At 75.1% G+C, this 26,072-nt stretch carries 29 protein-coding genes; 18 read left to right on the top strand and 11 right to left on the bottom strand.

Translation table 11 applies throughout. From position 1 onward, the window contains the following. The first annotated feature begins 180 nt into the window (after nucleotides 1–180). The 15 genes from CHC04_RS13500 (at nucleotide 181) to CHC04_RS24190 (ending at nucleotide 13,896) form a co-directional block, all read left to right on the top strand. Nucleotides 181–471: a flagellar FlbD family protein gene (locus CHC04_RS13500; RefSeq protein WP_089404485.1), complete on the top strand. Its 291-nt coding sequence runs from the start codon at nucleotides 181–183 to the stop codon at nucleotides 469–471. Between the two features lie 3 nt (nucleotides 472–474). Beyond that, nucleotides 475–1,245, top strand: coding sequence for a motility protein A (locus CHC04_RS13495; RefSeq protein ID WP_089404484.1), 771 nt, complete (start codon nucleotides 475–477; stop codon nucleotides 1,243–1,245). Beyond that, complete coding sequence (locus CHC04_RS13490; RefSeq protein WP_089404483.1) at nucleotides 1,242–2,144, top strand: flagellar motor protein MotB; 903 nt, start codon at nucleotides 1,242–1,244, stop codon at nucleotides 2,142–2,144. The genes CHC04_RS13495 and CHC04_RS13490 overlap by 4 nt, the downstream gene beginning before the upstream one ends. After that, nucleotides 2,141–2,620, top strand: coding sequence for a flagellar basal body-associated FliL family protein (locus CHC04_RS13485; protein ID WP_089404482.1), 480 nt, complete (start codon nucleotides 2,141–2,143; stop codon nucleotides 2,618–2,620). The genes CHC04_RS13490 and CHC04_RS13485 overlap by 4 nt, the downstream gene beginning before the upstream one ends. Before the next feature lie 186 nt (nucleotides 2,621–2,806). Next, nucleotides 2,807–3,775, top strand: coding sequence for a flagellar motor switch protein FliM (locus CHC04_RS13480; protein WP_245817187.1), 969 nt, complete (start codon nucleotides 2,807–2,809; stop codon nucleotides 3,773–3,775). Further along, a complete protein-coding gene (gene fliN / locus CHC04_RS13475; protein WP_089404481.1) occupies nucleotides 3,772–4,518 on the top strand; it encodes a flagellar motor switch protein FliN in 747 nt (248 codons plus the stop codon). The genes CHC04_RS13480 and fliN overlap by 4 nt, the downstream gene beginning before the upstream one ends. Before the next feature lie 5 nt (nucleotides 4,519–4,523). Continuing rightward, nucleotides 4,524–4,925 carry a FliO/MopB family protein gene (locus CHC04_RS13470; RefSeq protein WP_245817244.1) on the top strand — a complete coding sequence of 134 codons (402 nt, stop codon included), beginning with the start codon at nucleotides 4,524–4,526 and terminating at the stop codon, nucleotides 4,923–4,925. Next, nucleotides 4,925–5,722, top strand: a complete 798-nt coding sequence (gene fliP / locus CHC04_RS13465) for a flagellar type III secretion system pore protein FliP (RefSeq protein WP_089404479.1) — start codon at nucleotides 4,925–4,927, stop codon at nucleotides 5,720–5,722. The genes CHC04_RS13470 and fliP overlap by 1 nt, the downstream gene beginning before the upstream one ends. A gap of 73 nt (nucleotides 5,723–5,795) precedes the next feature. After that, nucleotides 5,796–6,071, top strand: a complete 276-nt coding sequence (gene fliQ / locus CHC04_RS13460) for a flagellar biosynthesis protein FliQ (RefSeq protein ID WP_089404478.1) — start codon at nucleotides 5,796–5,798, stop codon at nucleotides 6,069–6,071. Nucleotides 6,072–6,075: 4 nt separating this feature from the next. Continuing rightward, nucleotides 6,076–6,840 (top strand): flagellar biosynthetic protein FliR, encoded by a 765-nt coding sequence (fliR, locus tag CHC04_RS13455; protein ID WP_089404477.1) that lies wholly within the window; start codon nucleotides 6,076–6,078, stop codon nucleotides 6,838–6,840. A gap of 6 nt (nucleotides 6,841–6,846) precedes the next feature. Then, a complete protein-coding gene (locus CHC04_RS13450; RefSeq protein WP_089404476.1) occupies nucleotides 6,847–7,995 on the top strand; it encodes an EscU/YscU/HrcU family type III secretion system export apparatus switch protein in 1,149 nt (382 codons plus the stop codon). 107 nt (nucleotides 7,996–8,102) lie between these two features. Next, entirely contained in the window at nucleotides 8,103–10,133 is a 2,031-nt protein-coding gene (gene flhA / locus CHC04_RS13445) for a flagellar biosynthesis protein FlhA (RefSeq protein ID WP_089404475.1), read from the top strand. A gap of 22 nt (nucleotides 10,134–10,155) precedes the next feature. Beyond that, a complete protein-coding gene (locus CHC04_RS13440) occupies nucleotides 10,156–12,747 on the top strand; it encodes a hypothetical protein (RefSeq protein ID WP_089404474.1) in 2,592 nt (863 codons plus the stop codon). Further along, nucleotides 12,744–12,980, top strand: a complete 237-nt coding sequence (locus CHC04_RS13435; protein ID WP_089404473.1) for a hypothetical protein — start codon at nucleotides 12,744–12,746, stop codon at nucleotides 12,978–12,980. The genes CHC04_RS13440 and CHC04_RS13435 overlap by 4 nt, the downstream gene beginning before the upstream one ends. A 742-nt stretch (nucleotides 12,981–13,722) precedes the next feature. Then, complete coding sequence (locus CHC04_RS24190) at nucleotides 13,723–13,896, top strand: hypothetical protein (RefSeq protein ID WP_176450000.1); 174 nt, start codon at nucleotides 13,723–13,725, stop codon at nucleotides 13,894–13,896. Nucleotides 13,897–13,997: 101 nt separating this feature from the next. Here CHC04_RS24190 and phoH2 read toward each other — a convergent pair whose 3' ends face one another. From phoH2 to CHC04_RS13395, 7 genes are all read right to left on the bottom strand, one after another. Further along, nucleotides 13,998–15,293 carry an RNA 5'-3' helicase PhoH2 gene (gene phoH2 / locus CHC04_RS13425; protein ID WP_089404471.1) on the bottom strand — a complete coding sequence of 432 codons (1,296 nt, stop codon included), beginning with the start codon at nucleotides 15,291–15,293 and terminating at the stop codon, nucleotides 13,998–14,000. A 244-nt stretch (nucleotides 15,294–15,537) separates the two neighbouring features. Further along, nucleotides 15,538–16,314, bottom strand: a complete 777-nt coding sequence (locus CHC04_RS13420; RefSeq protein WP_245817186.1) for an ABC transporter permease — start codon at nucleotides 16,312–16,314, stop codon at nucleotides 15,538–15,540. Further along, nucleotides 16,311–17,303 carry an ATP-binding cassette domain-containing protein gene (locus tag CHC04_RS13415; protein WP_089404470.1) on the bottom strand — a complete coding sequence of 331 codons (993 nt, stop codon included), beginning with the start codon at nucleotides 17,301–17,303 and terminating at the stop codon, nucleotides 16,311–16,313. Before CHC04_RS13415 ends, CHC04_RS13420 begins: the two co-directional genes overlap by 4 nt. 33 nt (nucleotides 17,304–17,336) lie before the next feature. Continuing rightward, nucleotides 17,337–17,951 (bottom strand): PadR family transcriptional regulator, encoded by a 615-nt coding sequence (locus CHC04_RS13410; RefSeq protein ID WP_089404469.1) that lies wholly within the window; start codon nucleotides 17,949–17,951, stop codon nucleotides 17,337–17,339. A gap of 42 nt (nucleotides 17,952–17,993) precedes the next feature. Next, the gene (locus CHC04_RS13405; protein ID WP_089404468.1) at nucleotides 17,994–18,323 is read right to left on the bottom strand and encodes a hypothetical protein; all 330 of its coding nucleotides are present in this window, start codon (nucleotides 18,321–18,323) and stop codon (nucleotides 17,994–17,996) included. A gap of 3 nt (nucleotides 18,324–18,326) precedes the next feature. Beyond that, entirely contained in the window at nucleotides 18,327–19,544 is a 1,218-nt protein-coding gene (locus CHC04_RS13400; protein ID WP_089404467.1) for a DUF885 domain-containing protein, read from the bottom strand. A gap of 13 nt (nucleotides 19,545–19,557) precedes the next feature. Next, nucleotides 19,558–20,337, bottom strand: coding sequence for an isoprenyl transferase (locus tag CHC04_RS13395; RefSeq protein WP_089404466.1), 780 nt, complete (start codon nucleotides 20,335–20,337; stop codon nucleotides 19,558–19,560). Between the two features lie 133 nt (nucleotides 20,338–20,470). On the opposite strand from CHC04_RS13395, the gene trhA reads away from it, so the two are divergent. Further along, nucleotides 20,471–21,283, top strand: coding sequence for a PAQR family membrane homeostasis protein TrhA (gene trhA, locus CHC04_RS13390; protein ID WP_089404465.1), 813 nt, complete (start codon nucleotides 20,471–20,473; stop codon nucleotides 21,281–21,283). 35 nt (nucleotides 21,284–21,318) lie between these two features. Here the strand turns inward: trhA and CHC04_RS13385 are convergent, their stop codons facing one another. Both CHC04_RS13385 and CHC04_RS13380 read right to left on the bottom strand, forming a co-directional pair. Next, nucleotides 21,319–22,569, bottom strand: coding sequence for a geranylgeranyl reductase family protein (locus tag CHC04_RS13385; protein ID WP_089404464.1), 1,251 nt, complete (start codon nucleotides 22,567–22,569; stop codon nucleotides 21,319–21,321). Between the two features lie 85 nt (nucleotides 22,570–22,654). Next, complete coding sequence (locus tag CHC04_RS13380) at nucleotides 22,655–23,263, bottom strand: hypothetical protein (RefSeq protein WP_217897354.1); 609 nt, start codon at nucleotides 23,261–23,263, stop codon at nucleotides 22,655–22,657. A 286-nt stretch (nucleotides 23,264–23,549) separates the two neighbouring features. Here CHC04_RS13380 and CHC04_RS13375 point away from each other — a divergent pair, with 286 nt between their 5' ends. Beyond that, nucleotides 23,550–24,107, top strand: coding sequence for an AMIN-like domain-containing (lipo)protein (locus CHC04_RS13375; RefSeq protein WP_089404463.1), 558 nt, complete (start codon nucleotides 23,550–23,552; stop codon nucleotides 24,105–24,107). Nucleotides 24,108–24,131: 24 nt separating this feature from the next. On the opposite strand, the gene CHC04_RS13370 is transcribed toward CHC04_RS13375, so the two are convergent. Beyond that, nucleotides 24,132–24,458: a hypothetical protein gene (locus CHC04_RS13370; protein ID WP_245817185.1), complete on the bottom strand. Its 327-nt coding sequence runs from the start codon at nucleotides 24,456–24,458 to the stop codon at nucleotides 24,132–24,134. Further along, nucleotides 24,455–25,342 carry a mycothiol conjugate amidase Mca gene (mca, locus tag CHC04_RS13365; protein WP_089404462.1) on the bottom strand — a complete coding sequence of 296 codons (888 nt, stop codon included), beginning with the start codon at nucleotides 25,340–25,342 and terminating at the stop codon, nucleotides 24,455–24,457. Before mca ends, CHC04_RS13370 begins: the two co-directional genes overlap by 4 nt. 217 nt (nucleotides 25,343–25,559) lie before the next feature. Between mca and greA the strand changes: the two genes are divergently transcribed. Continuing rightward, a complete protein-coding gene (gene greA, locus CHC04_RS13360; RefSeq protein ID WP_089404461.1) occupies nucleotides 25,560–26,060 on the top strand; it encodes a transcription elongation factor GreA in 501 nt (166 codons plus the stop codon). Nucleotides 26,061–26,072: the final 12 nt, after the last annotated feature.

Below are 26,072 nucleotides of genomic sequence, written 5' to 3'. Positions count from 1 at the left end.
AAAGGCACCTCCCCAGGTGCCGCCACCCGGCCGGAGGCACGGGCGAGGCGCCTGGGACGGCGGTGCCGCGTCACCCGCCGGGGTGGTGCGGCGGGCCGTGTTCGGCTCAAGCAGTCCTGGCGCGGGACCGATGGTCCCTGCAGCCGCTTCCCCTCTCCGCACGAGCAGAAGGACCCACCCGTGATCCGTGTGACGCGCCTGAACGGGGAGCACTTCGCGCTCAACCCCGACCTCATCGAGCGCGTGGAGGGCCACCCCGACACCGTGATCTCCCTGGTCGACGGCACCCGCTACGTCGTCAGCGAGGGCGTCGACGAGGTGCTCGACGAGATCCGCGAGTACCGGGCGAGCATCCTCGCCACCGCCTACGCGATGGACCGCGGCACCTACCGCACCAGCAGCGGCCCCACCGCCGCGGACGACACCACGACGGCCTCCGTCGTCCCCTTCCCGGCCCGTGAGGAGCGCTGATCCGTGGACCCCGCCACCCTCGTCGGGTTCGTCGTCTCGATGGTCGCCCTCCTGGCCTTCATGGTCCTGGAGGGCTCGGACCCGACGACGCTGCTGTTCCTCCCCGCGATCGTCCTGGTGATCGTCGCGACCTTCGGCGCGGCGATGTCCAGCCAGACGCTCGACGACCTCAAGAAGCTGCCCGCCTGGTTCAAGCTCGCGGTGGTGCCGGCCAAGGTGCCGCCCGCCGCCGACCAGATCAAGGTCCTGGTGGGCCTCGCGGAGAAGGCGCGCAAGGAGGGCCTGCTCGCGCTCGAGGCGCAGGTCAAGGCGATCGAGGACCCGTTCCTCAAGCGCGGGCTGCAGATGGGCATCGACGGCACCGACCCCGAGGAGCTGCGCGCGGTCCTCGAGAGCGAGATCGCCGCGAAGAAGGCGGAGGACAAGGTCGCCGCCAAGTTCATGAACGCGATGGGCGGCTACGCGCCGACCATCGGCATCGTCGGCTGCATCGTCGGCCTGATGAACGTCATGGGGAACCTCAGCAACCCCGAGGCGCTCGGCCCGATGATCGCCTCGGCGTTCGTCGCCACGCTGTGGGGCGTCATGGCGGCCAACTTCTGGTTCCTGCCGATGGGCGCCAAGATCCTGCGCGTCAGCGAGCTGCAGGCCGCGCAGATGGAGCTGCTCGTCGAGGGCATCGCCGAGATCCAGGCCGGCACCAGCCCGCGCGCCGTCCGGCTCAAGCTCACCTCCCTCATCCCGCCCAGTGAGGTCGCCAAGGAGGCCGCGTGAGTGGCGGCCACGGCGGCCGCCGGCGGGGGAAGAAGCACGAGGAGGAGGAGCACGAGAACCACGAACGGTGGCTGGTGTCCTACGCCGACATGATGACGCTGCTGCTCGTCCTCTTCGTGGTCCTCTTCGCGATGAGCCAGGTGGACAAGGAGAAGTTCGCCGCGCTGGCCAGCGGGCTCTCGCAGGCCTTCGGCGCCCCGGTCACCGCCCTGCAGGGGCCGGCGGGCAACCCCGAGGCCTCGGTCCTCGACTCCCTCGACGCCGCCGTCGACGTCCAGATCCCGCCGGCCCCGGCCGCGCAGGACTCCGTCGACGCCGCGGCCGCCGAGGCCGCCCGGCAGGAGGCCCAGCGGGTCGCCGCCGAGGCGCGGGCGGAGTACGACGAGCTCGCCGCCGTGCGCGCCGCGATCGACGCCGCGCTCGCCGCCGCCGGTCAGGCCGGCACCGCGCGCTACGAGATCGACGAGCGCGGCCTGGTCGTGCACATCGTGTCCGACCCGGTGCTGTTCGGGCCCGAGGAGGCCGACCTGCAGCCCACCGGCCGCGCCGTCCTCGGGGCCGTCGCCCCCGCGCTGGCCGGCGTGCCCAACCAGCTCGCCGTCGAGGGGCACGCCAACTCCCTGCCGGTCACCCGCGGCGGGCCGTGGCCGTCGAACTGGGAGCTGTCGGCCTACCGCGCCACCACGGTGGTCCGCTTCCTCGCCGCCTCGGGGGTCCCCCAGGAGCGGCTGCAGGGCACCGGCTACTCCGACACGCGGCCGATGGTGCCCGCCTCCGACCCCAACGCGCTGTCCCTCAACCGCCGCGTCGACGTCGTCGTGCTGTCCGACGCCTCCGCCGAGGCGCGGGAGCTGCTGCCCGGCCTCGACGCACCCGCACAGGAAGGCATCCCCCAGTGAGCTCGACGACCAGGACCAAGAAGGACAAGGAGGCTCCCGCCGAGGGCGAGGAGCCGAAGGGCGGCGGCCGCAAGAAGCTGCTGCTGGTGCTCGTCGTGCTGCTGGTCGCCCTCGGGGCCGCGGCGTACTTCTTCCTCTTCACCGGGGAGGCCGAGGCCGAGGAGCCGGTGGCCGGCGAGGTGGTCGCGCTCGAGCCGGTGACGGTCAACCTGGCCGGCGGCGGCTACCTCAAGATCGGGATCAGTCTGCAGACGACGGAGGACGCCGCCTCCGGTGGCCACGGCGGTGGCGGGGTCGACGGGTCCAAGGCCCTCGACCTGGTCATCTCCACCTACTCGCAGGCCCAGCCGGCCGACGTCACCGGGGCCCGCGAGGCGCTCAAGGAGTCGCTGGAGCAGAAGATCGTCGAGGCCTACACCGACGAGGGCGTCGAGATGGTCATGGGCATCTACTTCACCGAGTACGTCACCCAGTAGCCCCGGCCGAGGGTGTGCGCCCGCGCCGCGTCCCGGGCCCGGGAACCCGGCCCCGGCGCACACCCTCGCTCCGCGCCGGTCACCCAGTGACCTCCTGACGCACCACCCGTCACACCCTCCCCGGCTGACCGGCGGCGCCCCGCGCCGCCGGTCAGCTCGCGTTCGGGGCCCGCCGATGAGGAGGCCGTGACCCGCCCCGAGAACGCGACCGTGCCCGCCGGGCACGGGCCGCAGTCGCCGGCCGTGGGCGGCCGCAGCCGGCGCGGTGCGCCCCGCACCTACGACTTCCGCCGCCCGACCAAGCTCTCGCGCGAGCACGTCCGGGTGCTGCAGATCGCCCAGGAGGCCTTCGCCCGCCAGGCGACGACGGTCCTCACCACGATGCTGCGCACCGGCGCCCGCATGGAGCTGCTGGGCATCGAGCAGCACTCCTACGACGACTTCGTCGCGACGCTGCCCGACCCCTCGTTCCTGACGACGTTCGGCATGGACCCGCTGGCCGGCAAGGGCCTGCTGGCCTACCCGCTCGACATCGCCATGGCCGCCGTCGACCACATGCTCGGCGGCTCCGGTGCCGCCCATCAGCCCGAGCGGCCGATGACGGCGATGGAGACCACCATCACCCACTCGCTGCTCACCCGGCTGCTGCAGGAGTTCGCCGCCGCCTTCCAGCACGTCAGCGACCTGCAGCCGGAGATCGACGGCATCGAGTACAACCCCGCCCTGGCGCAGGCCGCGGCCGGCTCGGACACCGTCATGGTGGCCCGCTACACGCTCTCGATCGGCAGCCGCGAGGGCGCCGCCGCGCTGGTGCTGCCGTTCTCCTCGTTCCACCAGGCGCTGGACAACGCCGCCTCCCCGCAGCTGTCGGAGTCCGCACAGCGCAAGCGGCAGCGGGCCGCCGAGCTGCTCGCCGAGCGGCTGGAGCTGGTCCCGGTCGACGTGAGCGTGCGGTTCTCCCCGCTCGAGGTGTCCTCGGAGGACCTGCTGTCGCTCACCGTCGGCGACGTGCTGCTGCTGCGCCACCCGCGTGACGCGCCGCTGGAGGTCACCACCAACGACGCCGTGTTCGCCCACGCCATCGCCAGCAACCACCGGCGCCGGCTGGCCGCCGCCATCGTCCCCGCCCCGTCGGCCCCGAAGGACCTCGCATGACCGCCACGCTCGACCACTCCCAGGCCTCCGAGGCCATCACCAGCGTCGTGGTGGCCGCCGCGCGCGCGGCCGGCGCCCTCGTCCCGGCCGGCGCCGAGCTCGTCGCCGGCGCCGCGGTCACCGACCCCGACGCCGTCCCCGTCCCGCCGGCCGCGGCTGCCGCGGTCAGCGCCCGGCTGTCCGGGGAGGTCACCGGCGACGTCGTCCTGGTGCTCTCCGCCGAGGTCGTCGAGGCCCTGGACAACTCCCCCGTCGGCCCGATGGACGTCGCCACCGCGCTGCGCCCCGCGCTGGAGGCGGCCGCGGCCACCCTCGGCCGGGTCCGCGTCGACAGCGAGCGCACCGAGGACCCGGTCACCGCCCTCGACGGGCTGCGGGACAAGGGCATGCTCGTGGCGGTGCCGCTGGCCGCCGGCGCCGAGCACGTCGCGACGCTCGCGCTGCAGGTCACCCTGCCGACGACGCCGCGCGCCCGGCGCGGCAGCCTGGACCTGCTGCGGCACGTGGCCATGGAGGTCACCGTCGAGATCGGCCGCACCCGGATGACCGTCGGGGAGCTGCTGTCGCTGCACCCGGGCGAGGTGGTGGAGCTCGACCGCGCCGCCAGCGCCCCGGCCGACCTGCTGGTCAACGGCACGCTCATCGCCCGCGGTGAGGTCGTCGTCGTCGACGAGGACTTCGGCCTGCGGATCAGCGAGATCGTGACCGACGCGGCCGCCGGGCTCGGGCAGGACCAGCCGTGACGTGGATGGTCGTGCGGCTGCTGCTGTCGCTGGCCTTCGTCGGCGGCGTCCTGTGGTTCGCCGCGCGGCTGGCGAAGAAGCGCGGCCTGGGCTCCTCCGGGGGCCTGGTCGAGGTCGTCGCCCACCAGCGGATGGGCCGCGCCAGCACCGTCAACGTGCTGCGCATCGCCGACCGGGTGCTCGTCGTCGGCGCCACCGAGCAGCAGGTCACCCTGCTCGCCGAGCTCGACGGCGAGGCGGTCGAGGCCACCCTCGCCGAGCGCGCCGAGGCGGGCGCGGCGGGCCGCCCGCCGGCCCTGCACGCCACGCCCGGCCGCGTGGGTGGCGCGGTCGCCGGGTCGGTGCTCGACCGCGGCGCCTGGTCGGCCCTGGTGGGCCAGCTGCGCGAGCGGACGGTCCGCCGCTGATGGACCGCACGCGCCGCGCCGCCGTCGTCGCCGCGGCCCTGCTCGGCTGCGCCGTCACCGGCGTGCTGCTGGCCGGGCCGGCCGCCGCGGCCCCGACCGCGCCCACGCCGCCGACCGCGCCGACCGTCCCCGCCGTCGACGGCGGCGTGGACATCTCCGTGGGCAACGGCAGCCCCAGCACCTCGATCACGCTGATCCTCGCCGTCACCATCCTGTCCGTGGCGCCGTCGGTGCTGCTGCTGGCGACGTCGTTCACGAAGATCGCGATCGTCCTGTCGCTGACCCGCAACGCGCTGGGCCTGCAGCAGTCACCGCCGAACTCGGTGCTCACCGGCATCGCGCTGTTCCTGACGCTGTTCGTCATGGGCCCGGTGTTCTCCGACGTCAACGAGGTCGCCGTCCAGCCCTACATGGACGGCACGATCACCGTCTCGCAGGCCTACGACGCCGGCGTCGTGCCGCTGCGGGAGTTCCTGCTCTCCAACACCCGTGACGACGAGCTCGAGCTGATGGTGGGCCTCTCCGGCGAGGAGCAGCCCGAGGACCCGGCGTCGGTCAGCATGACCACGCTGGTGCCGGCGTTCGTCCTCTCCGAGCTCAAGAGCGCCTTCATCATCGGGATCGTCGTGTTCATCCCGTTCCTGGTGCTCGACATGCTGGTCAGCGCCGCGCTCATGGCGATGGGCATGATGATGGTGCCGCCGTCGGTGGTGTCGCTGCCGTTCAAGCTGCTGCTGTTCGTGGTGGTCGACGGGTGGGCGCTGATCACCACCGCGCTGGTGGGGTCGTACTCGTGAGCGAGCTCGCGAGCTCACGCGTGGGCACAGCACCCCCGGGCACGATGACGACGAGCGACAGCGAGGAGCCGTCGTGACCGACGCCGACGTCACCGAGATCGCCGTCGAGACCATGACGGTGGGCGCCAAGGTCGCCGCCCCCGTGCTGCTCACGGCGCTGCTGGTCGGGTTCCTCATCTCGCTGTTCCAGGCCGCGACCCAGATCCAGGAACCCACCCTGTCGTTCGTGCCGAAGATGATCGCGGTCTCCATCGCGCTGCTGGTCACGGGCAACTGGGTGCTCGCCGAGATGGTGAGCTTCACCGAGCACCTGTTCGACCAGCTGCCGCGCCTGCTCGGGCGGACCTGACCGGATGGACCTCGAGGTCCCGGCGGTCACCCTCGCGGCCCTGCTGCTCGCCACCGCCCGCGCGGCCGGGTTCGTCCTGCTGGCCCCGCCGTTCAACACCCGCACCATCCCGGCGCCGGTCAAGGGCGCGCTGGCCCTGGCGCTGTCGGTCGCGCTGGTCGACCGCGTCGCCCCGGGCCTGCCCGAGCCGACCGCCGGCTTCCTCGTGGTCACCGCCGTCACCGAGGTCGCCATCGGCGCGGCGCTGGGCTTCGTCGTCCAGCTGTTCTTCACCGCGGTGCAGTTCGCCGGGGAGCTCATCGACGTCACCGGTGGCTTCACGCTGCAGCCGGCCTACGACCCGCTGGCCATGACGATGAACTCCGTCATGGGCAAGCTGCACTCGCTGCTGGCCACGACGCTGCTGTTCACCAGCGGCGGGCACCTGCTGCTGGTGCGCGGGTTCGCCACCTCCTACGAGGGCCTGCCGGTGACCGGCGGATACCCCGCCGGGTCGATCGGCGAGGTCGTGATGACGGCGTTCTCGATGATGTTCCTGGCCGCGCTGCAGATCGCCGGGCCCATGGTGGCGGTCCTGTTGCTGGCCGACGTCGCCCTCGCCCTGCTGTCGCGGGCGGCGCCGGCGCTGAACATCTTCGCGATCGGCTTCCCCGTGAAGATCATGCTGACCCTGGCCCTGCTCGGGCTGACCTTCCCCCTGCTGCCCTCGGCGCTCGACGCCCTGCTCGAGGAGGCCACCCGCGCCGTCGTCGGACTCCGGAGCGGGTGAGGCCCGGTGGCCAAGGACGGACCGGGCGGTGAGAAGACCGAGAAGCCCACTCCCAAGCGCCTGAAGGAGGCGCGCAAGGAGGGGCAGATCCCCCGCACCCAGGAGCTGGGCACCTGGGCGGGGGTCGCGGTGGCCAGCGCCCTGCTGCCGATGATGGTCGGAAACACCTTCGACGAGGTCGGCCGGCTCTTCCTGCAGGTCGGGGCGGTGGTCGAGGACCCCCGGGTGGAGCGGGTCGACCCGCTGCTCGGCCAGGCGCTGTCGGCCTTCCTCGCGACCGTGCTGCCGGTGGCGCTCGCGCTGCTGCTCACCGGCGTGCTCGCCTCGGCCGCGCAGGGCGGGGTGGCGCTGGCGACCAAGGGCATGAAGCCCACGCTGAAGAAGCTCAACCCCTTCCCGGGGATGAAGCGGATGTTCGGCACCCACGGGCTGTGGGAGGCGGCCAAGGCGGTCATCAAGACGATCGCCCTCGGCGTCGTCGTGGTGACCACCAGCGACCGGGCGCAGGAGCTGGTCTCGGCGTCGGGCGCGCTGCCGCTGTCGGCGGTCACCGCCGCCGTCGCCGACTCCGCCGTCCTGATGTTCCGGGTCGTGGCGGTCACCGGCCTGGTCATCGCGGTCGCCGACTACGTCGTGGTCCGGGTGCAGACCACGAAGAAGCTGCGGATGAGCAGGTACGAGGTCGAGCAGGAGCACAAGAACTCCGAGGGCGACCCGCACGTGAAGGGCCAGCGCCGGTCGATGCAGCTGGCGATGTCGCGCAACCGGATGATGGCCGAGGTCGCCGAGGCCGACGTCCTGCTGGTCAACCCGACGCACGTCGCCGTCGCGCTGCGGTACCAGCCCGAGCGCGGCGCCCCGCGCGTGGTGGCCAAGGGCGCCGACGAGGTCGCCGCCCGGCTGCGCGAGCGGGCCGCCGAGGCGCGGGTGCCGATGGTGCAGGACGTGCCGCTCGCCCGGGCGCTGCACGCCTCCTGCGAGCTCGGCCAGGAGGTGCCGCCGCAGCTGTTCACCGCCGTCGCGCGGGTGCTCGCCTTCGTGATGCAGCTGGGCGCGCGCGGCGTGCGCGGCGGCTTGCACCGCCCGGGGTTCGAGGCGCCCGACGTCACCGGGCTGCCGCGGGCCGGCCGGCGGAGGGCGCCGATCGCCTCCTGACCCGTGCACTTCCGCGGAAGTGCCCGGGTGGTGGGGCGGCTGTGACGGGTGGGCCGAACGCGGTCGGTGCCCCCGTGCGGGCTGCCGATGGAGGCTCCGTGCGAGGGATGACCAGGGCCGCCGTGCCGATCGGCGTCGTGGCCATCGTCCTCATGCTGGTCGTGCCGCTGCCGGCGGCGTTCCTGGACCTGCTGCTGGGCCTGAACATCACCGCGTCGCTGCTGATCCTGCTGGTCGCCATGCAGATCCGGCGGCCGCTGGACTTCGCCGTCTTCCCGTCGCTGATCCTCATCGCGACGCTGTTCCGGCTGGCCCTCAACGTCTCCTCGACCCGGCTGGTGCTGAGCGACGGCTACGCCGGCAAGGTCATCGAGGCCTTCGGCCACTTCGTCATCGGCGGCTCGCTCGTCGTCGGCCTGGTGATCTTCGTGATCCTCACGATCATCCAGTTCGTCGTGATCACCAACGGTGCCGGCCGCGTGGCCGAGGTCGGCGCCCGCTTCACCCTCGACGCGATGCCAGGCAAGCAGATGGCCATCGACGCCGACCTCAACGCCGGCCTGATCAACGAGGAGCAGGCGCGCAAGCGGCGCTCGGAGGTCACCAGCGAGGCCGACTTCTACGGCTCGATGGACGGCGCCTCGAAGTTCGTCAAGGGCGACGCGATCGCGGCCATCATCATCACGCTGATCAACCTCGTCGGCGGGTTCGCCGTCGGTGTCGTGCAGAAGGGCATGGCGCCGGGCGAGGCGGTCTCGACCTACTCGCTGCTCACCGTCGGCGACGGCCTGGTCTCCCAGATCCCCGCCCTGCTGCTGTCCACCGCGACCGGCATCATCGTCACCCGCTCGGCCTCCGACGGGGACATGGGCAGCGACCTGCTCGCCCAGCTCGGCCGGTTCCGGCAGCCGGTCCGCATCGCCGGCGGCGCCGCGCTCGCCCTCTGCCTGATCCCCGGCCTGCCGAAGCTGCCGTTCCTGGTCATCGGTGGCGCCTTCCTGCTCATGGCCGCCCGCATGCAGGAGGTCCCGGCCGACGACGAGACCGCGCCGGCCGCCGAGGCCGACGACGAGCCGCGGCCGGACTCCCCCGAGGCGATCGCCGAGCGGATGCGGGTCGACCCGCTCGAGCTCGAGGTGGCCTTCGACCTGGTCGACCTCGTCGACACCGCCCGCGGCGGCGACCTGCTCGACCGCGTCAAGGCGCTGCGCCGGAAGGTCGCGATGGAGACCGGCCTGGTCATCCCGCTCGTGCGCACCCGCGACAACCTCGACCTGCCGGCGTCGCAGTACGTCATCTGGCTCAACGGCGTCCCCGCAGCCAAGGGCTCCTCCCCCGCCGGCACCGTGCTGGCCATCGGCGACGCCCTCGACGGCCTGCCCGGCCGCCCCACCCGCGAGCCGGTCTTCGGCCTGCCCGCCAAGTGGGTGCCCGCCGAGCTGCAGCGGCAGGCGGAAATGGCCGGCGCCACCGTCGTCGACCGCTCCTCGGTCATCACCACGCACCTGGCCGAGGTCGTCCGCCAGCACTCCGCCGACCTGCTCGGCCGCGAGGACGTCCGGCTGCTGGTGGAGATGGTCCGCCGCAGCCACCCGGTCGTCGTCGAGGAGCTCACCCCCGCGCTGCTCACCCTCGGGGAGATCCAGCGGGTGCTGCACGCGCTGCTCACCGAGAACGTGTCCATCCGCGACCTGGTGCGCATCTTCGAGGCGCTGTCGCTGCGGGCGAAGACGTCGACCGACCTCGACGGCCTGGTCGAGGCCGTGCGCTCGTCGCTGGGCGCGGCGATCAGCCACCCCTACGTCACGCCCGACGAGCGGCTGCACGTGCTCACCCTCGAGCCGGCGTTCGAGCAGCGGCTGCTCGAGGCGGTCCGGCACGGCGACGGCGGCCAGGTGCTGGCGCTGGACGCCGGCTCGGTCGACGCGCTGGTCACCGGCTGCACCGGGCTGCTCGAGGTCGCCGAGAACCACGGCCTCTCGCCGGTCCTGGTCTGCTCGCCGCAGGTCCGCGCCGCGCTGTCCCGCCTGGTCCGCCAGGTGCTGCCCCGGCTGCCGGTGATCTCCTACGCGGAGGTCTCCCGGACGGCCCAGATCGAGTCCCTGGGAGTGGTGAGCGGTGCCGTTGCCATCCGTTGAGGCGCCCACGCCGGAGGCCGCGGTGGCCGCGGCGCGGGAGCGTTACGGCAACGCCGTCCGGATCGTCGGCGTGCGCCGCGTCCGCTCCGGCGGGGTGCTCGGCTTCTTCGCCACCGAGCGGTTCGTCGCCGAGGTGGAGGAGGTCGAGCCGGCCCGCCGCGCCCCGGCGTCGCGGTCGGAGTCGGCCCGGCGCATCGAGGCCGCGCTCAGCCGCGACCCCGGACCGCTGGCCGACACCGGCGCGTTCCTGCGCGCCACCGAGCTGCACCGGTCCCGCCCGGCGGCCGCCCGGACCGCCGCGCTCCCCGACCCGGTCGAGGAGCTGGCCGGCCTGCTCGGCTCCGGCGGCGCCGGCCCGGACGTCGACCTCTACTCGCGGACGTCGGTGGCCGCCGGCCGCGGCACCGCTCCCGGTGCGGCCGCGTTCCGCCCGGCCGCGGTGACCCGCGCGGCTGCCGCCCGTCCCGCTGCCGCCACGCCGACCCCCGCCGCTGCCCCCGCCGCTGCGGCTGCCGCGCCCCGCCGGGCGCCGAGGACCGCGGTGCGCCCGCCGGCGACGCCGGCCGGACCCGTCGGCCCCTCGCCGTTCACCGCCGCGCTCGCGCAGGTGGTGGCCGGCGACCGCGAGGTCCGCGAGGCCGTGGACGACGCCGTCCGCGTCGCGGCCGCCTCGTCCGCCGCGGAGGCGCTGCGGGCGCTGACCGAGGCCGCGGTGGCGACGTCGACCGCGCCCGAGCCGCCCTCGTCCCCTGAGCCGCTGCCGGAGCCGGAGGTCCCCGCGTCCCGGTCGGTGCTGCGCACACCGGCGCCCGCGCCCGCCGGTCCGGCGGTGCCGCTGGCCGCCGCCCTGGCCGCCGCGATGGCCGCGCCCGCTCCTGCGCCCGCCCCGGCTCCTGCGCCCGCCCCGGCCCCTGCGCCCGTCGCCGAGGAGCCCGTCGCCGAGGAGCCCGCGGCCGAGGAACTCCCCGCCGAGGAGCCCGCGGCCGAGGAACTCCCCGTCGAGGAGCCCGCCGGCGAACGGCCCGCCCCCGACCTGGACATGTGGGCCGAGCCGGTCCCCGCGCCGCGCGTCGCCGCTCCGGCCGAGCGGGTGGCCGAGCCCGAGCCGGTGGCCGAGGAGCCCGCCGTCGTCGAGGAGCCCTTGGCCGCGCCGGGCGACGAGGACTCCCTGCTCGACGAGCTGCTCGGCGGCACCGGGCCGGCCGCGGAGGAGGCGCCCGCGCAGGTCGCGGAGGTGCCGGCCGACGACTTCGCCACAGACGTGCTGCCGGCCGTCGTCGTGGAGCCGATCGAGGTGCCGGCCGCGCAGCCGGTGCCCGCTCCCTGGGCCGACCCGGACCCCACCGAGCCGACCACCGGCCGCGAGGAGGCCATCGCCGAGGTGCTGCGTGCCGCGCTGGCGCACGACACCCCTGACGACGCGCTGACCGACATCCTCCGCGGCGTCCTCGCCAGCGCCTCGACGCAGGGCGGCGTGCACCGCGGCCGGCCGCCGGTGCCGGTCACCGCCCAGCGCCTGGACCGCGAGCCGGCCTGGGTGGAGACCTCCGCCGAGAGCGACGAGTGGGAGGCCGAGGTCGAGGAGGCCGAGGAGGCCGGCACCGAGCTCGTGGCACTGGCGCCCACCGCCAGCGACCCGGCGCCGCTGCTCTCCGACGCCACCGCCGTCCTGCCCCCGCTCTCCCTGCTGCCGCCGACCCCCGGCACCGCGCTGGCCGTGCCGCCGCTGCTGGCGCGCCCGCCGGTCCCGCCGCGCCGCCTCCCGCCGGTGCCCGGGCACGCCGTCGCCCGGGTGGCCGCCCCGCAGCGGCCCACCGGGCTGGCCACGGTCACCCGGCTGCCGGTCGACACCCGCGCGGGCCGCGTCGTCGTCCCCTCGGTGCGCGAACGCGCCGCGGGCGGGCGGGCCGGACGCGACCTCGTCGACCCGCGGGCGGTCGAGGCGGCCCGCGTCGTCGCCCGGCTGCGGGGCCTCGGCGTGCCCGAGGACCTGCTCGGCGGGGGCTTCGCCGCCGACGTCGCCGCGCACGGCACCTACGCCGCGCTGACCCGCGCACTGCGGTCGCTCCCGGCCGCCCCGGCCGCGCCCGCCGGCGCCGGTGAGGTGCTGCTCGTGGTCGGTCCCGGCGTCGAGACGCTCGCGGCCGCCCGGTCGCTGTCGGTCTCGATGCGCCTGGACGCCGACCGGCTGCAGTGGGCCACCCGCGGCGACCTCGCCGCGCTCGCGCCCGAGGCCGGCCGGATCACCTCCGTCGACACCGCGATCGAGCGCAAGCAGGACGCCGCACGGGCCGGGACGCCGACCGTCGTCGCCGTCGACGCCCCCATGCGCGCCGGTGGCCGCACCTGGCTCGAGCAGGTCACGGCGATCTTCTCGCCGTCGGCGGTCTGGGCCGTCGTGGAGGCGACCCGCAAGCCCGAGGACGTCGGCCCGTGGCTGGACGGGCTGCCCCGGGTCGACGCGCTCGTCGTCCAGGACACCGACCTCACCGCCGACCCCGCGGCCGTGCTGGGCCGCACCAGCGTGCCGGTGGCCCTCCTCGACGGCGTCCGCGCGACCGCGCACCGCTGGGCGTCGCTGCTGTGCGAGCGGCTGGAGACCGCTGAGGCATGAGCCCGCTGCGCTGGGACGTCCTCGCGGTGGGGTTCCTCCTGGCCCTGCCGGTGCTCGCGCTCGGCGTGCGCGGCGACTTCTCGCCCGACGAGGTCGCCGCCCGGCTGCCCTGGTGCCTGCTGGCCGGGTGGGGCGCGGTGGCGCTGCTGCGCTACGCCGCGACGCCGCCCCGCACCCCGCCGGCGCGGCGCGCCACCGAACCGGCCCCCGAGGCGGAGGACCCCACCCCCTGACCGGCGGTACGCGGTCCACAGGACCGGCGGCCGTCCACGGACCTGCTGACCGGACACCGGCCGCGGGGCTCCGGCACGACGCTGGCCGCATGCCGTCCGAGGAGCAGACACCGCTCGTCCTGCGTCGCCACCTGGTCACCGGCGGTTGGACCGACGACGAACTCGCCCGCGCGCGACGCTCCGGCGGGCTGTCGCGTGTACGCCGCGGGGCCTACGTCGAGGGCGCCGTCCCCACCGCTGCCGCGGTCCGCCACCACCTGCTGGTCCGGGCCACCGTCGCCGGTTTGCGGCGCGACGCCGTGGTCAGCCACGAGTCGGCGGCCGTCCTGCACGGGCTGCCCGCCTGGGGACTGCGTCCGGGCCGCGTGCACGTGACCCGGCGTCCCCCTGCCTCCAGCGACGTCAGCCGCACGTTGCGCTGCCACGTCGCCCGGCTCGGGGACGACGAGGTCACCACGGTCGGGGGGATCCCCGTGACCGGTCCCGTCCGGACGGCGCTCGACCTCGCCCGTTGCCTGCCGTTCGAGGTGGCGGTGGTCGCGCTCGACGGGCTCCTCGCCGCGCGGCCGACCGCCGCAGGTGCCCTGCAGGACGGGCTCGCCCGTGCGGCCGGGATCCGCGGCAGCCGTGCCGCGGCGCGGGCCGTGGCCTTCGCCGACGGGCGCAGCGAGAGCGTCGGCGAGAGCCGCAGCCGGGTCCTGCTCCACCGGCTGGGCTGGCGCCCAGCGACCTCCAGCACCCGGTGCGCTCGGCCGACGGGACGCTGCTCGGCCGAGCCGACTTCGCGTGGGAGGCCGGGCGGCTGCTCGGGGAGTTCGACGGGCGGGTGGAGTACGGGCGGCTGCTGCGACCCTCCAGTGCGCTGGCCGACCGCGTCCGGCGGGCCCTGCGGCTGCGCCGGCGCCCCGGCGCGTGAGGGCACTGCCGGGGTTCCTCGTGCACTGCCGGCCCTGCAGCACCGGCAGTGCACGAGGAACGCCCGCAACCCGCCCCGGGAACGGGCGGGGGCTCAGGACGTCAGAGCGGGAGGTCCTCCAACATCTCGGTGACCAGCGCGGCGATCGGCGAGCGCTCGGAGCGGGTCAGCGTGACGTGGGCGAACAGCGGGTGCCCCTTGAGCTGCTCGACCACCGCGGCGACGCCGTCGTGCCGGCCGACCCGCAGGTTGTCCCGCTGGGCGACGTCGTGGGTGAGCACCACCCGCGAGCCGCTGCCCAGCCGGGACAGCACGGTCAGCAGCACGCCGCGCTCGAGGGACTGCGCCTCGTCGACGATCACGAACGAGTCGTGCAGCGACCGGCCGCGGATGTGGGTCAGCGGCAACACCTCGATCAGCTCCCGCGAGGCGATCTCGTCGAGCACGTCCCGGGAGACCAGCGCGCCGAGGGTGTCGTAGACCGCCTGCGCCCAGGGCGACATCTTCTCGCCCTCGCTGCCGGGCAGGTACCCGAGCTCCTGCCCGCCGACGGCGTACAGCGGCCGGAAGACGACGACCCTCTTGTGCGCCCGCCGCTCCATCACCGACTCCAGGCCCGCGCACAGCGCCAGCGCCGACTTGCCGGTGCCCGCGCGCCCGCCCAGCGAGACGATTCCGACGTCGGGGTCGAGCAGCAGGTCCAGCGCGACCCGCTGCTCGGCCGAGCGCCCGTGCAACCCGAACGCCTCGCGGTCGCCGCGGACCAACCGCACCTGCTTGTCCGGCGTCACCCGCCCCAGCGCCGACCCGCGCGAGGACAGCAGCACCAGCCCGGTGTGCGCCGGCAGCTCCGCGGCCGCGGGCACGTACATCTCGCCGGCGTCGTAGAGCGCTGCCATCTCGGCGTCCTCGAGACCCACCTCGGCCATGCCGGACCAGCCCGCGTCGACGGCGTCGAGCGCCCGGTACTCGTCGGTGTCCAGCCCGACGGCGGCCGCCTTCACCCGCAGCGGCACGTCCTTGGTGATCAGGCAGACGTCGCGTCCCTCGGCCCGCAGGTTCAGCGCCACGACCATGATCCGGCTGTCGTTGCTGTCGTTGCGGAAGCCGGCCGGGAGCACCGCGGCGTCGCTGTGGTTGAGCTCGACGTGCAGCGTGCCGCCGTCGTCCCCCACCGGGACCGGCGCGTCGAGGCGGCCGTGCGCGACGCGGAGGTCGTCGAGCAGGCGCAGCGCCTGGCGCGCGAACCAGCCGAGCTCGGGGTGGTGCCGCTTGTCCTCGAGCTCACCGATCACCACGAGCGGCAGCACCACGTCGGCGTCGCCGAAGCGCAGCAGCGCGCGCGGGTCGGAGAGCAGGACGGAGGTGTCGAGGACGTACGTGCGGCGAAGAGTCACGAGTCGTCTCCCCTGAGGTGCCGGACCGCACCCCTTCTCGAAGGTGGCCGGGCCCCGGCACAGGGGCCGGGAACCGGCCCCCTGGTCGACGAGAACGTCAGCACCAACCGGGCCTCCCGTGGACTCCGGGGCGGGCCCGTCGTCCACCCCGGACGCTAGAGCGGGGAGGTGACAGTCACATGACGAGGAGGCGGCGTGTCCTCCGTCGGGGGGACCCAGCCGTCCCAGCCGTCCCACCAGCGGGTCAGCTCGACTCCCGCCGGAACCGCCGCACGCCGAACCACCAGCCGAGCGCCGCCATGGCCAGCGTGAGCCCGAGGCCCCACCACGCCGTCGCCGAGGTGTAGGAGCCGTCGAACAGCGAGCGCACCCCCTCGACGACGTGCTTGAGCGGGTTGACGTCGCTGACCGCCTGCAGCCACCCGGGCGCCAGGCTCATCGGCAGCAGGATCCCCGACAGCAGCAGCACCGGCAGGACGACGGCGTTGAGCAGCGGCGCGAAGGCGTCCTCGCTCTTGAGCGTCAGGGCCAGCGCGTAGGACACCGCGGAGAACGCCGCGCCCAGCAGCGCGACCAGGGCCAGCGCCAGCACCACGCCCACCAGCGGGGCCCGCAGGCCGAGCGGGAGGGACACCAGCACCAGCACGGTCCCCTGCACCAGCAGGACGACGACGTCGCGCAGCACCCGGCCGAGCAGCAGCGCGGTCCGGCTGGCCGGGGTGACCCGCTGGCTCTCCACGACGCCGGCCCGCCACTCGGCGATGAGGCCGAACCCGACGAACAGCGCCCCGAAGATGCCGAGCTGGACGAGGATCCCGGGCACGAACACCTGGTAGGCGTTGCCCGACCCGAGCTGGCCGGACAGCGGCTCGAGCAGCGGCCCGAACAGCAGGATGTAGAGCACCGGCTGGGTCAGCCCGATCACCACCCACGCCGGGTTGCGCAGCGACAGCCGCATCGCCCGGGCGAAGACGGTCCAGGTGTCGCGGGCGACGCTGTTCGTCGCGACGGGCAGGCTCACTGCAGGGCTCCTTCCGGTTCGGGGAGCGCCGCCGGCGCCCCCTCCTCGCGCAGCGACCGCCCGGTCAGCCCCAGGAAGACGTCGTCGAGGCTGGGCCGGCGGCTCTCGACGCCGACCACGCCGATGCCCGCGGCGTCGAGCTCGCGGACCAGCTGCACCAGCGCGCTGCCGCCGTGGGGCACCCGCGCGACCACCCGGTCCCCGTGCACCTGCGGCGGCTCGGCGCCCGGCAGCCCGGCGACCAGCCGCGCCAGCTCACCGGCCCGGTCGGCGCGGGCGGCGGTGACGGTCAGGACGTCGCCGCCGACGCGGGACTTCAGCGCGTCCGGGGTGCCCTCGGCCACGATGGCGCCGCGGTCGATGACGAGGATCCGGTCGCACAGCGCGTCGGCCTCGTCGAGGTAGTGGGTGGTCAGGAAGACCGTCGTCCCCCGCTCCTCGCGCAGCCCCCGGACGTGCTCCCACAGGTTCGCGCGGGCCTGCGGGTCCAGGCCGGTCGTCGGCTCGTCGAGGAACACCAGCCCCGGCTCGTGCACCAGGCCCATCGCGATGTCGAGGCGGCGACGCTGGCCCCCGGACATGGCCTTGGGCTTGCGCTCCCACAGGCCCTCCAGGTCCAGCTCGGTGAACAGCCGCCGGCCGCGGGCGACGGCGTCGGCGGTGCTCATGCCGTAGAGCCGGCCGTGGTCGACGACCTCCTCGCCGGCCAGCGCCTCCGGCTGCGTGGAGCCGCTCTGCGACACGTAGCCGATGCGCCGGCGCACGCCCACGGGGTCGGCCAGCAGGTCGCAGCCGGCCACCGTCGCGGTGCCCGCGGTGGGCGTCAGCAGCGTGGTGAGCATGCGCAGGGTGGTGGTCTTGCCGGCGCCGTTGGGCCCCAGGAAGCCGACGATCTCACCGGCCGCGACGTCGAGGTCCACCCCGGTGACGGCGTGGACCTCCTGCTTCCTCCTGCGGAAGGTGCGGGCCAGCCCGCGTGCCTCGATCACGGGAGGCAGTGTTCAACTTTGACTACCAGGCGGTCAACCCGTTTCCGGCGCGTCACCGAGGACGGCCGGCGGCCAGATCCCGTCGGCCGGGAGGTCGGGCCCGGGCTCCTCGCCGGCGAACCGGTAGTGACCGGCGTCCAGGCGCCCGCACACCTCGCGCACCCAGGCCCGCTCGCCCTCGATCCAGTGACCGGTGACGGCGAACAGCTCGGCGGTGCTCGCGGGCGCGAGCCGGCCGGTGGCCAGCGCCCGCAGCCGGGCCGCGGTGGCCGAGGCGGCCGCCTCCAGCTGCAGGGCGCGGGCCCGGAACGCCTCGCGCACCTCCGCCCGGGGCAGGACGGTCACGAAGCACAGCCCGGCCAGCAGCCGGGAGGGGTCGCCCGGGTCGGGCTCGCGCAGCGCCAGGTCCAGCAGCCGCCGGAACTCCACCTCGCCGTCGGGGGTCAGCCGGTAGGACACCGGCTCGCCGGGCAGCTCCTCGACCAGGCCGAGGCCGGCCAGCGTGCGCAGTCCCGAGTAGATCGACCCCGGCTTGACGTGCGCCCAGTCCTCGACCTGCCAGCTCAGCAGCTCACGGCGCAGCAGGTAGCCGTGCACCGGCTGGAAGACCCGGACGGCACCGAGCAGCAGCAGCCGCGTGGTGGACATGCGCCCACTCTGCCCGCCGGCCGCTGGCGCACGACAGCGCCGTCACTCGCGCCGGCGGTCCCGGGGCACCTCGGGCAGCCACCGCAGCTCGCGGGTCCGGGGCGTGCGCGGGGGCCCGCCGTCGTCCGGCGGTGGCCAGCCGGCCAGGTCGTCGTCGGGAGGCCAGTCGTCCCCGCCCCGGGGGCGGTCCCGGGCGGCGCGGCCGCCGCGGGGCCGCAGCGCCACCAGCGCCCACAGCACCGGGACGAGCAGCACCGGCCACTGCACCCGCAGGTCACCGACCCGCAGCAGACCGGCTAGCAGCAGCGCGAACAGCCACCCCGCCGTCCACAGCCCGAGCAGGCGGGCCTCCGGGGGGTCGCGGCGCGGCACGGTTCAGGCGGCCGACAGCTCGGCCGCGACGACGGCGGGGGTCAGCGGCTCGTCGAGCAGGCGCACGAAGCGCCCGGCGACGTCCTGCTCGGCGGGGCGGGCGGCCAGCCAGCGGTGCAGCAGGTCGTAGCCCTCGACGTAGGTGGTGATGTAGGCCCGCCACAGCGGGTGGGTGAGGAAGCGCAGCTGCTGGCGGGCCCGCTCGGCGCTCACCAGCGACCAGCGCTGGATGTAGGCGGCCACCTCGTCGGCGTCGGCCCCGCGGTCGTGCAGCAGCACGGCGGCGTCCTGGCGGACCCGGTTCAGCGGCGCGGCGGCCGCGGCGATCCGCTCGGCGAGGTGCCCGTCGAACCGCAGCCCGAGGTCGCCGAGCACCTCCGCCGACCACGGCCCCCAGCCCTCGCCGACGGCGGCGTCGACGCCGAGGTCGGCCAGCCCCTCGGCCATGAGGCACTCGGGGGTGTTGACCAGGAAGACGGTGTGCTCGAGGTGACCGGCGCGCTCCACGAGGCCGCGCTCCTTGCGGCAGTGCTCGGTGTGGTGGCCGGGGTAGGACTCGTGCGCGACCAGGTGCACCAGCTGGCTGAGGCGGTGCGGCAGGTCGGCGTTGATCGCCACCCGGGAGCGGAAGTCGCCCTCGTAGTAGTTGAACCCCGACCACGGCTTGTCGGTGACCACCTCGTAGCGCACCGTCTCGGCCTCCGGCAGCCCGTACCGGCCACGGACGCGGTCGCGCAGCGCGCTCGACAGCGCGTGCACCGCGGTCTCCAGCCGCTGCGGCGGGCACTCCTCGCGGCGCCGGTGGGCCGCGTAACGCTCGGCCAGCCCGCCCTCCCCGGGCAGCAGGGTGTCGAGCTCGGCGTGCGCGGCGGCGTAGGCGGCCGGGTCGCCGAGGGTGAGGTCGACCTGGAAGTAGCTGCGCACCTCGTCGAGGAAGGCGACCGGCTCGCCGTTCATCTTCCGGGCGGTGCACTCCAGGCCGGTGAGCTGGCCGCGGAGGAACGCGGCGCGGTCGGCCGGCAGCCCCGCGGCGTCGAGCTCCCCGAGCAGCGCGCGGGCCCGGTCGCGCAGCCCCCACGGCGTGGGCGCGGGCTCGCTCTCCACCTCGGCGCGGATCCGCTTCTCGCCGGTGTAGGCGTCGACGAAGCCGGACTCCAGCCGGTCGAACCGCAACCCCAGCCGGACGTACTCGAGGGGGAGGTCGACCGCGCCGGATGCCATGGGCGCCAGTCTCTCAGCCCCCGAAGCGGCGGTGCCGTGCAGCGTAGGCACGCAGCGCCCGCAGGAAGTCGACCCGGCGGAAGTCGGGCCAGTAGACGTCGGTGAAGTGGAACTCCGAGTGCGCCGTCTGCCAGAGCAGGAAGCCCGACAGCCGCTGCTCGCCGCTGGTGCGGATGACCAGGTCGGGGTCGGGCTGGCCGCGGGTGTAGAGGTGCTCGGCGATGTGCTCGACGTCGAGCACCTCGACCAGCTCGTCGAGCGAGGTGCCGCGGGTGGCGTGCTCGGCCAGCAGCGACCGGACGGCGTCGGCGATCTCCCGCCGCCCGCCGTAGCCGACGGCGAGGTTGACGTGGGCCCCCGGCCGGCCGCGGGTGACCTCCTCGGCCTGCTTGAGGACGGCGACGGTCTCGGCCGGCAGCAGCTCCAGGGCGCCGACCGGCCGCAGCTGCCAGCGCCGGTCGGGCGCGGAGAGGTCCTCGGCGACGCCCTCGATGATCCGCAGCAGCGGGGTGAGCTCCGGCTCGGGCCGGGAGAGGTTGTCGGTGGAGAGCAGGAAGAGCGTGACCACCTCGACGCCGGCCTCGTCGCACCAGCCGAGGAAGGAGGCGATCCGGTCGGCGCCGCGCCGGTGCCCGGCGTTGGGGTCGAGCAGCCCGGTGGCCCGCGCCCAGCGCCGGTTGCCGTCGATGATCGCGCCGACGTGGCGGGGCACGGCGGCCCCGAGCAGCTGTCGCGCCAGGCGCCGCTCGTAGAGCTGGGTCAGCGCGTCGCGGACCCACTGACGCGCCCCCACGGGGTCCAGCGTAGGGCCCCCGCGACCCCGCCGTTCCGGCGGCGCACCACCCCCTCCCCGGCCTGCGGCGTTGCCAGCGACCTCACAGCCGCGTCGCGGTGCACGCCTCCCTACGCCTCCGTAACCTCGGGGCATGAGCACAGCCCCCGACGACCTCCAGCCCGTCCGGGTGGAGGCCGACGACGCCGAGATCGAGGCGCCGCGGGGCGCCGCCGTCGGCACCGTCCTGGCGGAGGGCGAGGCGGTCCAGCACACCTGGACCGCCGCGGACTTCGCCGACTCCGACTGGGAGCACCCCGACACCCGGCCGCGGATGCGCGGCTGGCTGCACCTGTTCGCCTTCTTCGGCGCGATCGTCGCCGGCGCCGTCCTGATCCCGCTGGCCGCGGTGCTCGGGGCACGGTCGGGGTTCTCGGTCGCCGTCTACTGCCTCACCATCTGCGGCCTGTTCGGGATCAGCGCGCTCTACCACCGCCGTCGCTGGTCACCGCGCGGCTGGAAGGTCATGAAGCGGCTCGACCACTCCATGATCTTCCTGTTCATCGCCGGCACGTACACGCCGTTCTCGCTGCTCGCCGTCGACCAGCCGACCGGGTACTGGGTGCTGGCCGGCGTCTGGGCCGGGGCGCTGGCCGGCGTCTGCCTCAAGCTGACCTGGCCCACGGCGCCGCGGTGGCTCGGCGTGCCGCTCTACGTCGGCCTGGGCTGGGTCGCGGTCTTCATCCTCACCGACATCCTGCACATCGCCGGCGTCACCTCGCTGGTGCTGCTCGCCGTCGGCGGGGTGCTCTACACCCTCGGCGGGGTCGCCTACGCGGTGAAGTGGCCCAACCCGGTGCCGGGCGTGTTCGGCTACCACGAGGTCTTCCACGCGATGACGATCGTGGCCGCGATCTGCCACTACATCGCCGTCTACTTCGCGATGTACAACTCGCCCTTCGTGTGACCCGGGTCCGTGCACTTCCGCGGAAGTGCACGGGCTCAGGCGAACAGCGGGCGCTCGTCGAAGCGGCGGGACACCCGGCCGGCCAGGCGCCAGGCGCGCGCGACGGCGTCGCGGTCCTCCTCGGTGACCAGGTTGCCCATCACCCGCAGCGCCACGGTCATCAGCGCGCGCGAGCGCATGCCGACCGGGCCGGCCGCGGGCAGCAGCCGGGGCAGGGTGAGCAGCCCGGCCAGCCGGCGGGCGACGGAGAACGCCTCGCCGTAGTGCCGCCGCAGCGTGGCCGGCCAGGCCGCCGACCAGTCGTGCTCGCCGAGCATCCCGGCCAGCGTCCGGCCGGTCTCCAGGCCGTAGTCGATCCCCTCGCCGTTGAGCGGGTTGACGCAGCCGGCCGCGTCGCCGACGAGCGCCCAGTTGCGCCCGGCGACGCCCGACACCGCCCCGCCCATCGGCAGCAGCGCCGAGGCCGGCGCGTGCACCGGGCCGTCGAGCCGCCAGTCCTCGCGGCGGGCGGTGGCGTAGGTGCCGAGCAGCGCCTTGAGCTGCACCCCGGCCGGGCGGCGGGCCGTGGCCAGCGTGCCGACGCCGATGTTGACCTGTCCGGCGGCCTCCCCCAGCGGGAAGACCCACCCGTAGCCCGACAGCAGCGCCCCGTCGGCGTCCCGCAGTTCCAGGTGCGAGGAGATCCACTCGTCGCCGCTGCGCCCGGAGGTGACGTACCCGCGGGCGGCCACGCCGTAGGCGGTGTCGCGGTGCCACTGCCGGCCGAGCCGGCGACCCAGCGGCGAGCGGGCGCCGTCGGCGACGACCAGCCGCTCGCAGCGCACGGTCGAGCGCTCCCCGCCGACGTCGAACACGACGCCGGTGACGCGGTCCCCGTCGCGCTCGACGTCGACCGCGCGGGCGCCCTCCAGCGGGGTGGCGCCGGCCTGCACGGCGCAGCCGCGGATCCGGGCGTCGAGCTCGGTGCGCGGCACGGCGCTGCCGTGGTCGGGGAAGGCCCCGCCGGGCCAGGGCAGCTCCCACACCCGGCCGAAGCCGGCCGCCCGCAGGCCGCGGTTGCGGGCCCGCCCGCGCGCCCAGTCGCCGAGGCCCAGTAGGTCGAGCTCGGCGACCGCGCGCGGGGTGAGCCCGTCGCCGCAGGCCTTGTCGCGGGGGAAGACGGCGGCGTCGGCGAGCAGCACGTCGTGCCCGGCGCGGGCCGCCCACGCCGCCGCACCCGAGCCGGCCGGGCCGGCCCCCACCACGAGGACGTCGGTCGCGGACGGGACGGCGGAGGGGGCGAGCACGCCCCCAGTGTCCCTGCTCAGCGGCGCGTGCCGGCCGGACGGCGGAACCGGGCTGCCGGCCGCGGGGCCGGCAGCCCGGCCGGTGTCACAGCTCGGGCCCGCGGGCGCGGACCTCCTCCACCGAGGCCATGGCGTCGCGGAGCTCGGTCAGCCAGGCGTCGGCGTGCTGGCCGACCAACCGCACCGCCCACACCAGCGCCTCGGAGCGGGAGCGGGCGACCCCGGCGTCGACGAGCGTGTCGAGGACCAGTCGCTCGGGCTGGCGCAGCCGGGTCATCACCGGCACCGAGGCGTTGGTGAACAGCTCGCGAACCTCGCCGCAGGCGGCGCCCCAGGCCACTGAGCGGCCGTAGCGGGCCTGGGCGGCGTCGGCGATGGCCATGCGCTGCTCACGGGTGTCCTCCCGGAAGCGGGAGATCCGCCCGGACCGGGCGGCGGTGGGGTCACCCTCACCGGCGTCGGGCTCGGCCAGCGGGCCGACGACGGTGATCTCGTCGCGGTCGACGGTGATCTCGACGGGCCCGGTGAACCAGCCGTCGGGCAGCCGGCCGGCGAACCAGCCGGCCACCTCGGCCCGGTCGACCGGCGGCGGCCCCTCGGCGCCGCGGCCGCGCCCGCCGGGACCGCGGCCCCGGAACCCGGGGGCACCCATGCGGGCGAAGGGGTGATCGGCGAAGCGGTGGTGTCCGTGCACGGGATCCTCCTGGGATGCCTGCTGATTACACGCTTACACGGTAGCGCCGTCGCGCGGTTGCAGCACTACGCCGAGAGCGGACGACGACGCCGCGTCACACGTCCGTGACCCTGGCGCCAACTGCCGTGTCGTGTCGCTCTCAAACGCCGCTTCTTCGTCACATCGTGCCGACGCGCGGCGCCTCGGATCGACATCTACGGGCACGTCCGGCCATGGCGCCGCGGAACGTGTCGGCGGACTCTCACCTCGTCCGCACCACCCATCCCCCTGACGCCGGGAGACCTCCGTGAGCACCACTCGCACCCGCGCCGCCGTCGTCCTGGCCGCCGCGGCGGCCGTCGTCACCGGCGGCGTCCTGCCCGCCTCTGCCGCGCCGGGCTGCAGCACGGTCTGGGGCTCGCTGCCCGAGTCCGTGTCCGACGACGGCGGCGGCACGCTGGACGGCGTCCGCGCCGGCCGGCACACCTGCTACGACCGGCTGGTGCTCGACCTCGACGGGATCGACGCGTCCGCCGTGTCCTACGACGTGCGCTACGTCAGCCAGGTCGTGCGGGACGGCTCGGGCATCCCCGTCCCCCTGCGCGGCGCCGCCGACCTGCAGCTGATCGTGCACACCCCCGCCTACGACGACCGCGGGGCGGCCACCTACGACCCGGCCGACGACGCCGAGGCCGTGGACGTGACCGGCTACGACACGTTCCGCCAGGTGGCCTGGGCGGGGTCGTTCGAGGGGTCGAGCACCGTCGGCCTCGGCGTCCGCGCCCGGCTGCCCTTCCGGGTGCTCGTCCTGGACGGCCCGGGCGACGGGTCACGCCTCGTCGTCGACGTGGCCCGCACCTGGTGAGCCGCCCGGGCGGGCCCGCCGGCGTCAGCGCGCCGGCGGGTCCGTCCGGCCGTCGGTGTCCTTGGGGCCCTCGATGGCCCGCGGCGCCCGGCGCAGCGTGTCGAGCAGGTCCTGGCCGGGCTGCCGGGGCTCGACGAGGTCGGCCGGGGTGTCGGGGACGACGACGCGCGGGCCGTCCTCCTCGTCGAAGCTGCGCGGGATCCGCTTGAGGTGCCGGCTCATCGACCTGACCAGCAGCGCCGTGGCCAGCAGCAGCACGAGGATGAGGAACAGCCCGAGCGGGCCGGACTTGCCGACGTCCTCGGGCAGCTGCTGCTCGGCGGCCAGCACGGCCGTGGCCAGCGCGCTCACGGGACCCGCACCTCGCTGCGGATGCCGGTGAACAGGTCGTCCTCGGGGAGCGTCGAGTCCACCAGCGAGCGCGCCAGCTCGTAGTCCTCGGTGGGCCACACCCGCTGCTGCACGTCCATCGGGCAGGCGAACCAGCGGCCGGTCGGGTCGATCTGGGTGGCGTGCGCGATGAGCGCGGCGTCGCGGACCGGGAAGTACTCGGCACAGGGCACCCGGGTGGTGATCCGGTGCGACACGTCCCGCTCGGGGTCCCAGGAGGCGAGCCACTCGGCGTAGGGCGACTCCGCGCCGGCCTCGAGCATCGCCTCGTGCAGCGCCCGCATCCGGGTCAGCGTGAAGCCCATGTGGTAGTAGAGCTTGCTCGGCTGCCAGGGCTCCCCGAGGCCGGGGTAGCGCTCCGGGTCGCCGGCGGCCTCGAAGGCCACCACGGAGATCTCGTGGGTCTTGATGTGGTCGGGGTGCGGGTAGCCGCCGTTCTCGTCGTAGGTGAGCACCACCTGGGGACGGAACCGCCGGATGACCTCGACCAGTGGCGCCGCGGCCTCCTCGGTGGGCACCAGCGCGAAGCAGCCCTCCGGCAGCGGCGGCAGCGGGTCACCCTCGGGGAGGCCGGAGTCGACGAAGCCGAGGAACTCCTGCTCGACCCCGAGGATCTCGCGGGCGCGGGCCATCTCCTCGGCGCGCAGCTGGGGCAGGCGCTCCCAGATCTCGGGACGGTCCAGTGCCGGGTTGAGCACGGAGCCGCGCTCACCACCGGTGCACGTCGCCACCAGCACCTCGACGCCCTCGGCGACGTACTTCGCCATCGTCGCCGCGCCCTTGCTCGACTCGTCGTCGGGATGGGCGTGCACGGCGAGCAGGCGCAACGGGTCTGCTTCGGTCACCCGACCAGTGTCCCCCGCGGTGGGGACGGCACGCCGCGGCGCGGTGGTCCGGACGGGTGGATGTGCTGCTCCTCACGCCGCCCGCGGGTAGCGTGCTCGCTCCCCTGCCACGCCGCCGGGTCGGTGCAGGGGCCCTCCGGCCGGTGTTAGCTTGGCCGGATCGACGTCGACCGTCTCCCGGCCGGGAGACGGCCCCCGAGCCGCAGGAGTACCCCGCGTGACCACCCCCACTGAGAACGAGCAGGGCATCTGGCTGACCCAGGAGGCCCACGACCGGCTGAAGGCCGAGCTCGACCAGTTGGTGGCCGGCCGGCCCGCCATGGCGGCGGAGATTAACGCCCGCCGCGAAGAGGGCGACCTCAAGGAGAACGGCGGCTACCACGCAGCCAAGGAGGAGCAGGGCAAGCAGGAGGGCCGGATCCGCCAGCTGACCGACCTGCTGCGCAAGGCCCGCGTCGGCGAGCCCCCCACGACGGCGACCACCGCCGAGCTCGGCACCGTGATCACCATCCGGTTCCAGGGCGACGAGGAGACCGAGAAGTTCCTGCTGGGCTCCCGCGAGATCGCCGGCACCACCGACCTCGCCGTCTACTCGCCGGAGTCGGCGATGGGCTCGGCGATCCTCGGGGCGAAGCCGGGCACGACGGTCACGTACAAGGCGCCCAACGGCCGCGACATCACCGTCGACGTCGTCGCCGTCGAGCCGTTCGTCCCCTGACCGGGGCGCGCC

Source organism: Geodermatophilus saharensis, from assembly GCF_900188205.1.
Lineage (GTDB): Bacteria > Actinomycetota > Actinomycetes > Mycobacteriales > Geodermatophilaceae > Geodermatophilus > Geodermatophilus saharensis.
The sequence above is the reverse complement of the archived record's forward strand: the minus strand, read 5'-3'. Positions and strand labels throughout refer to the sequence as shown.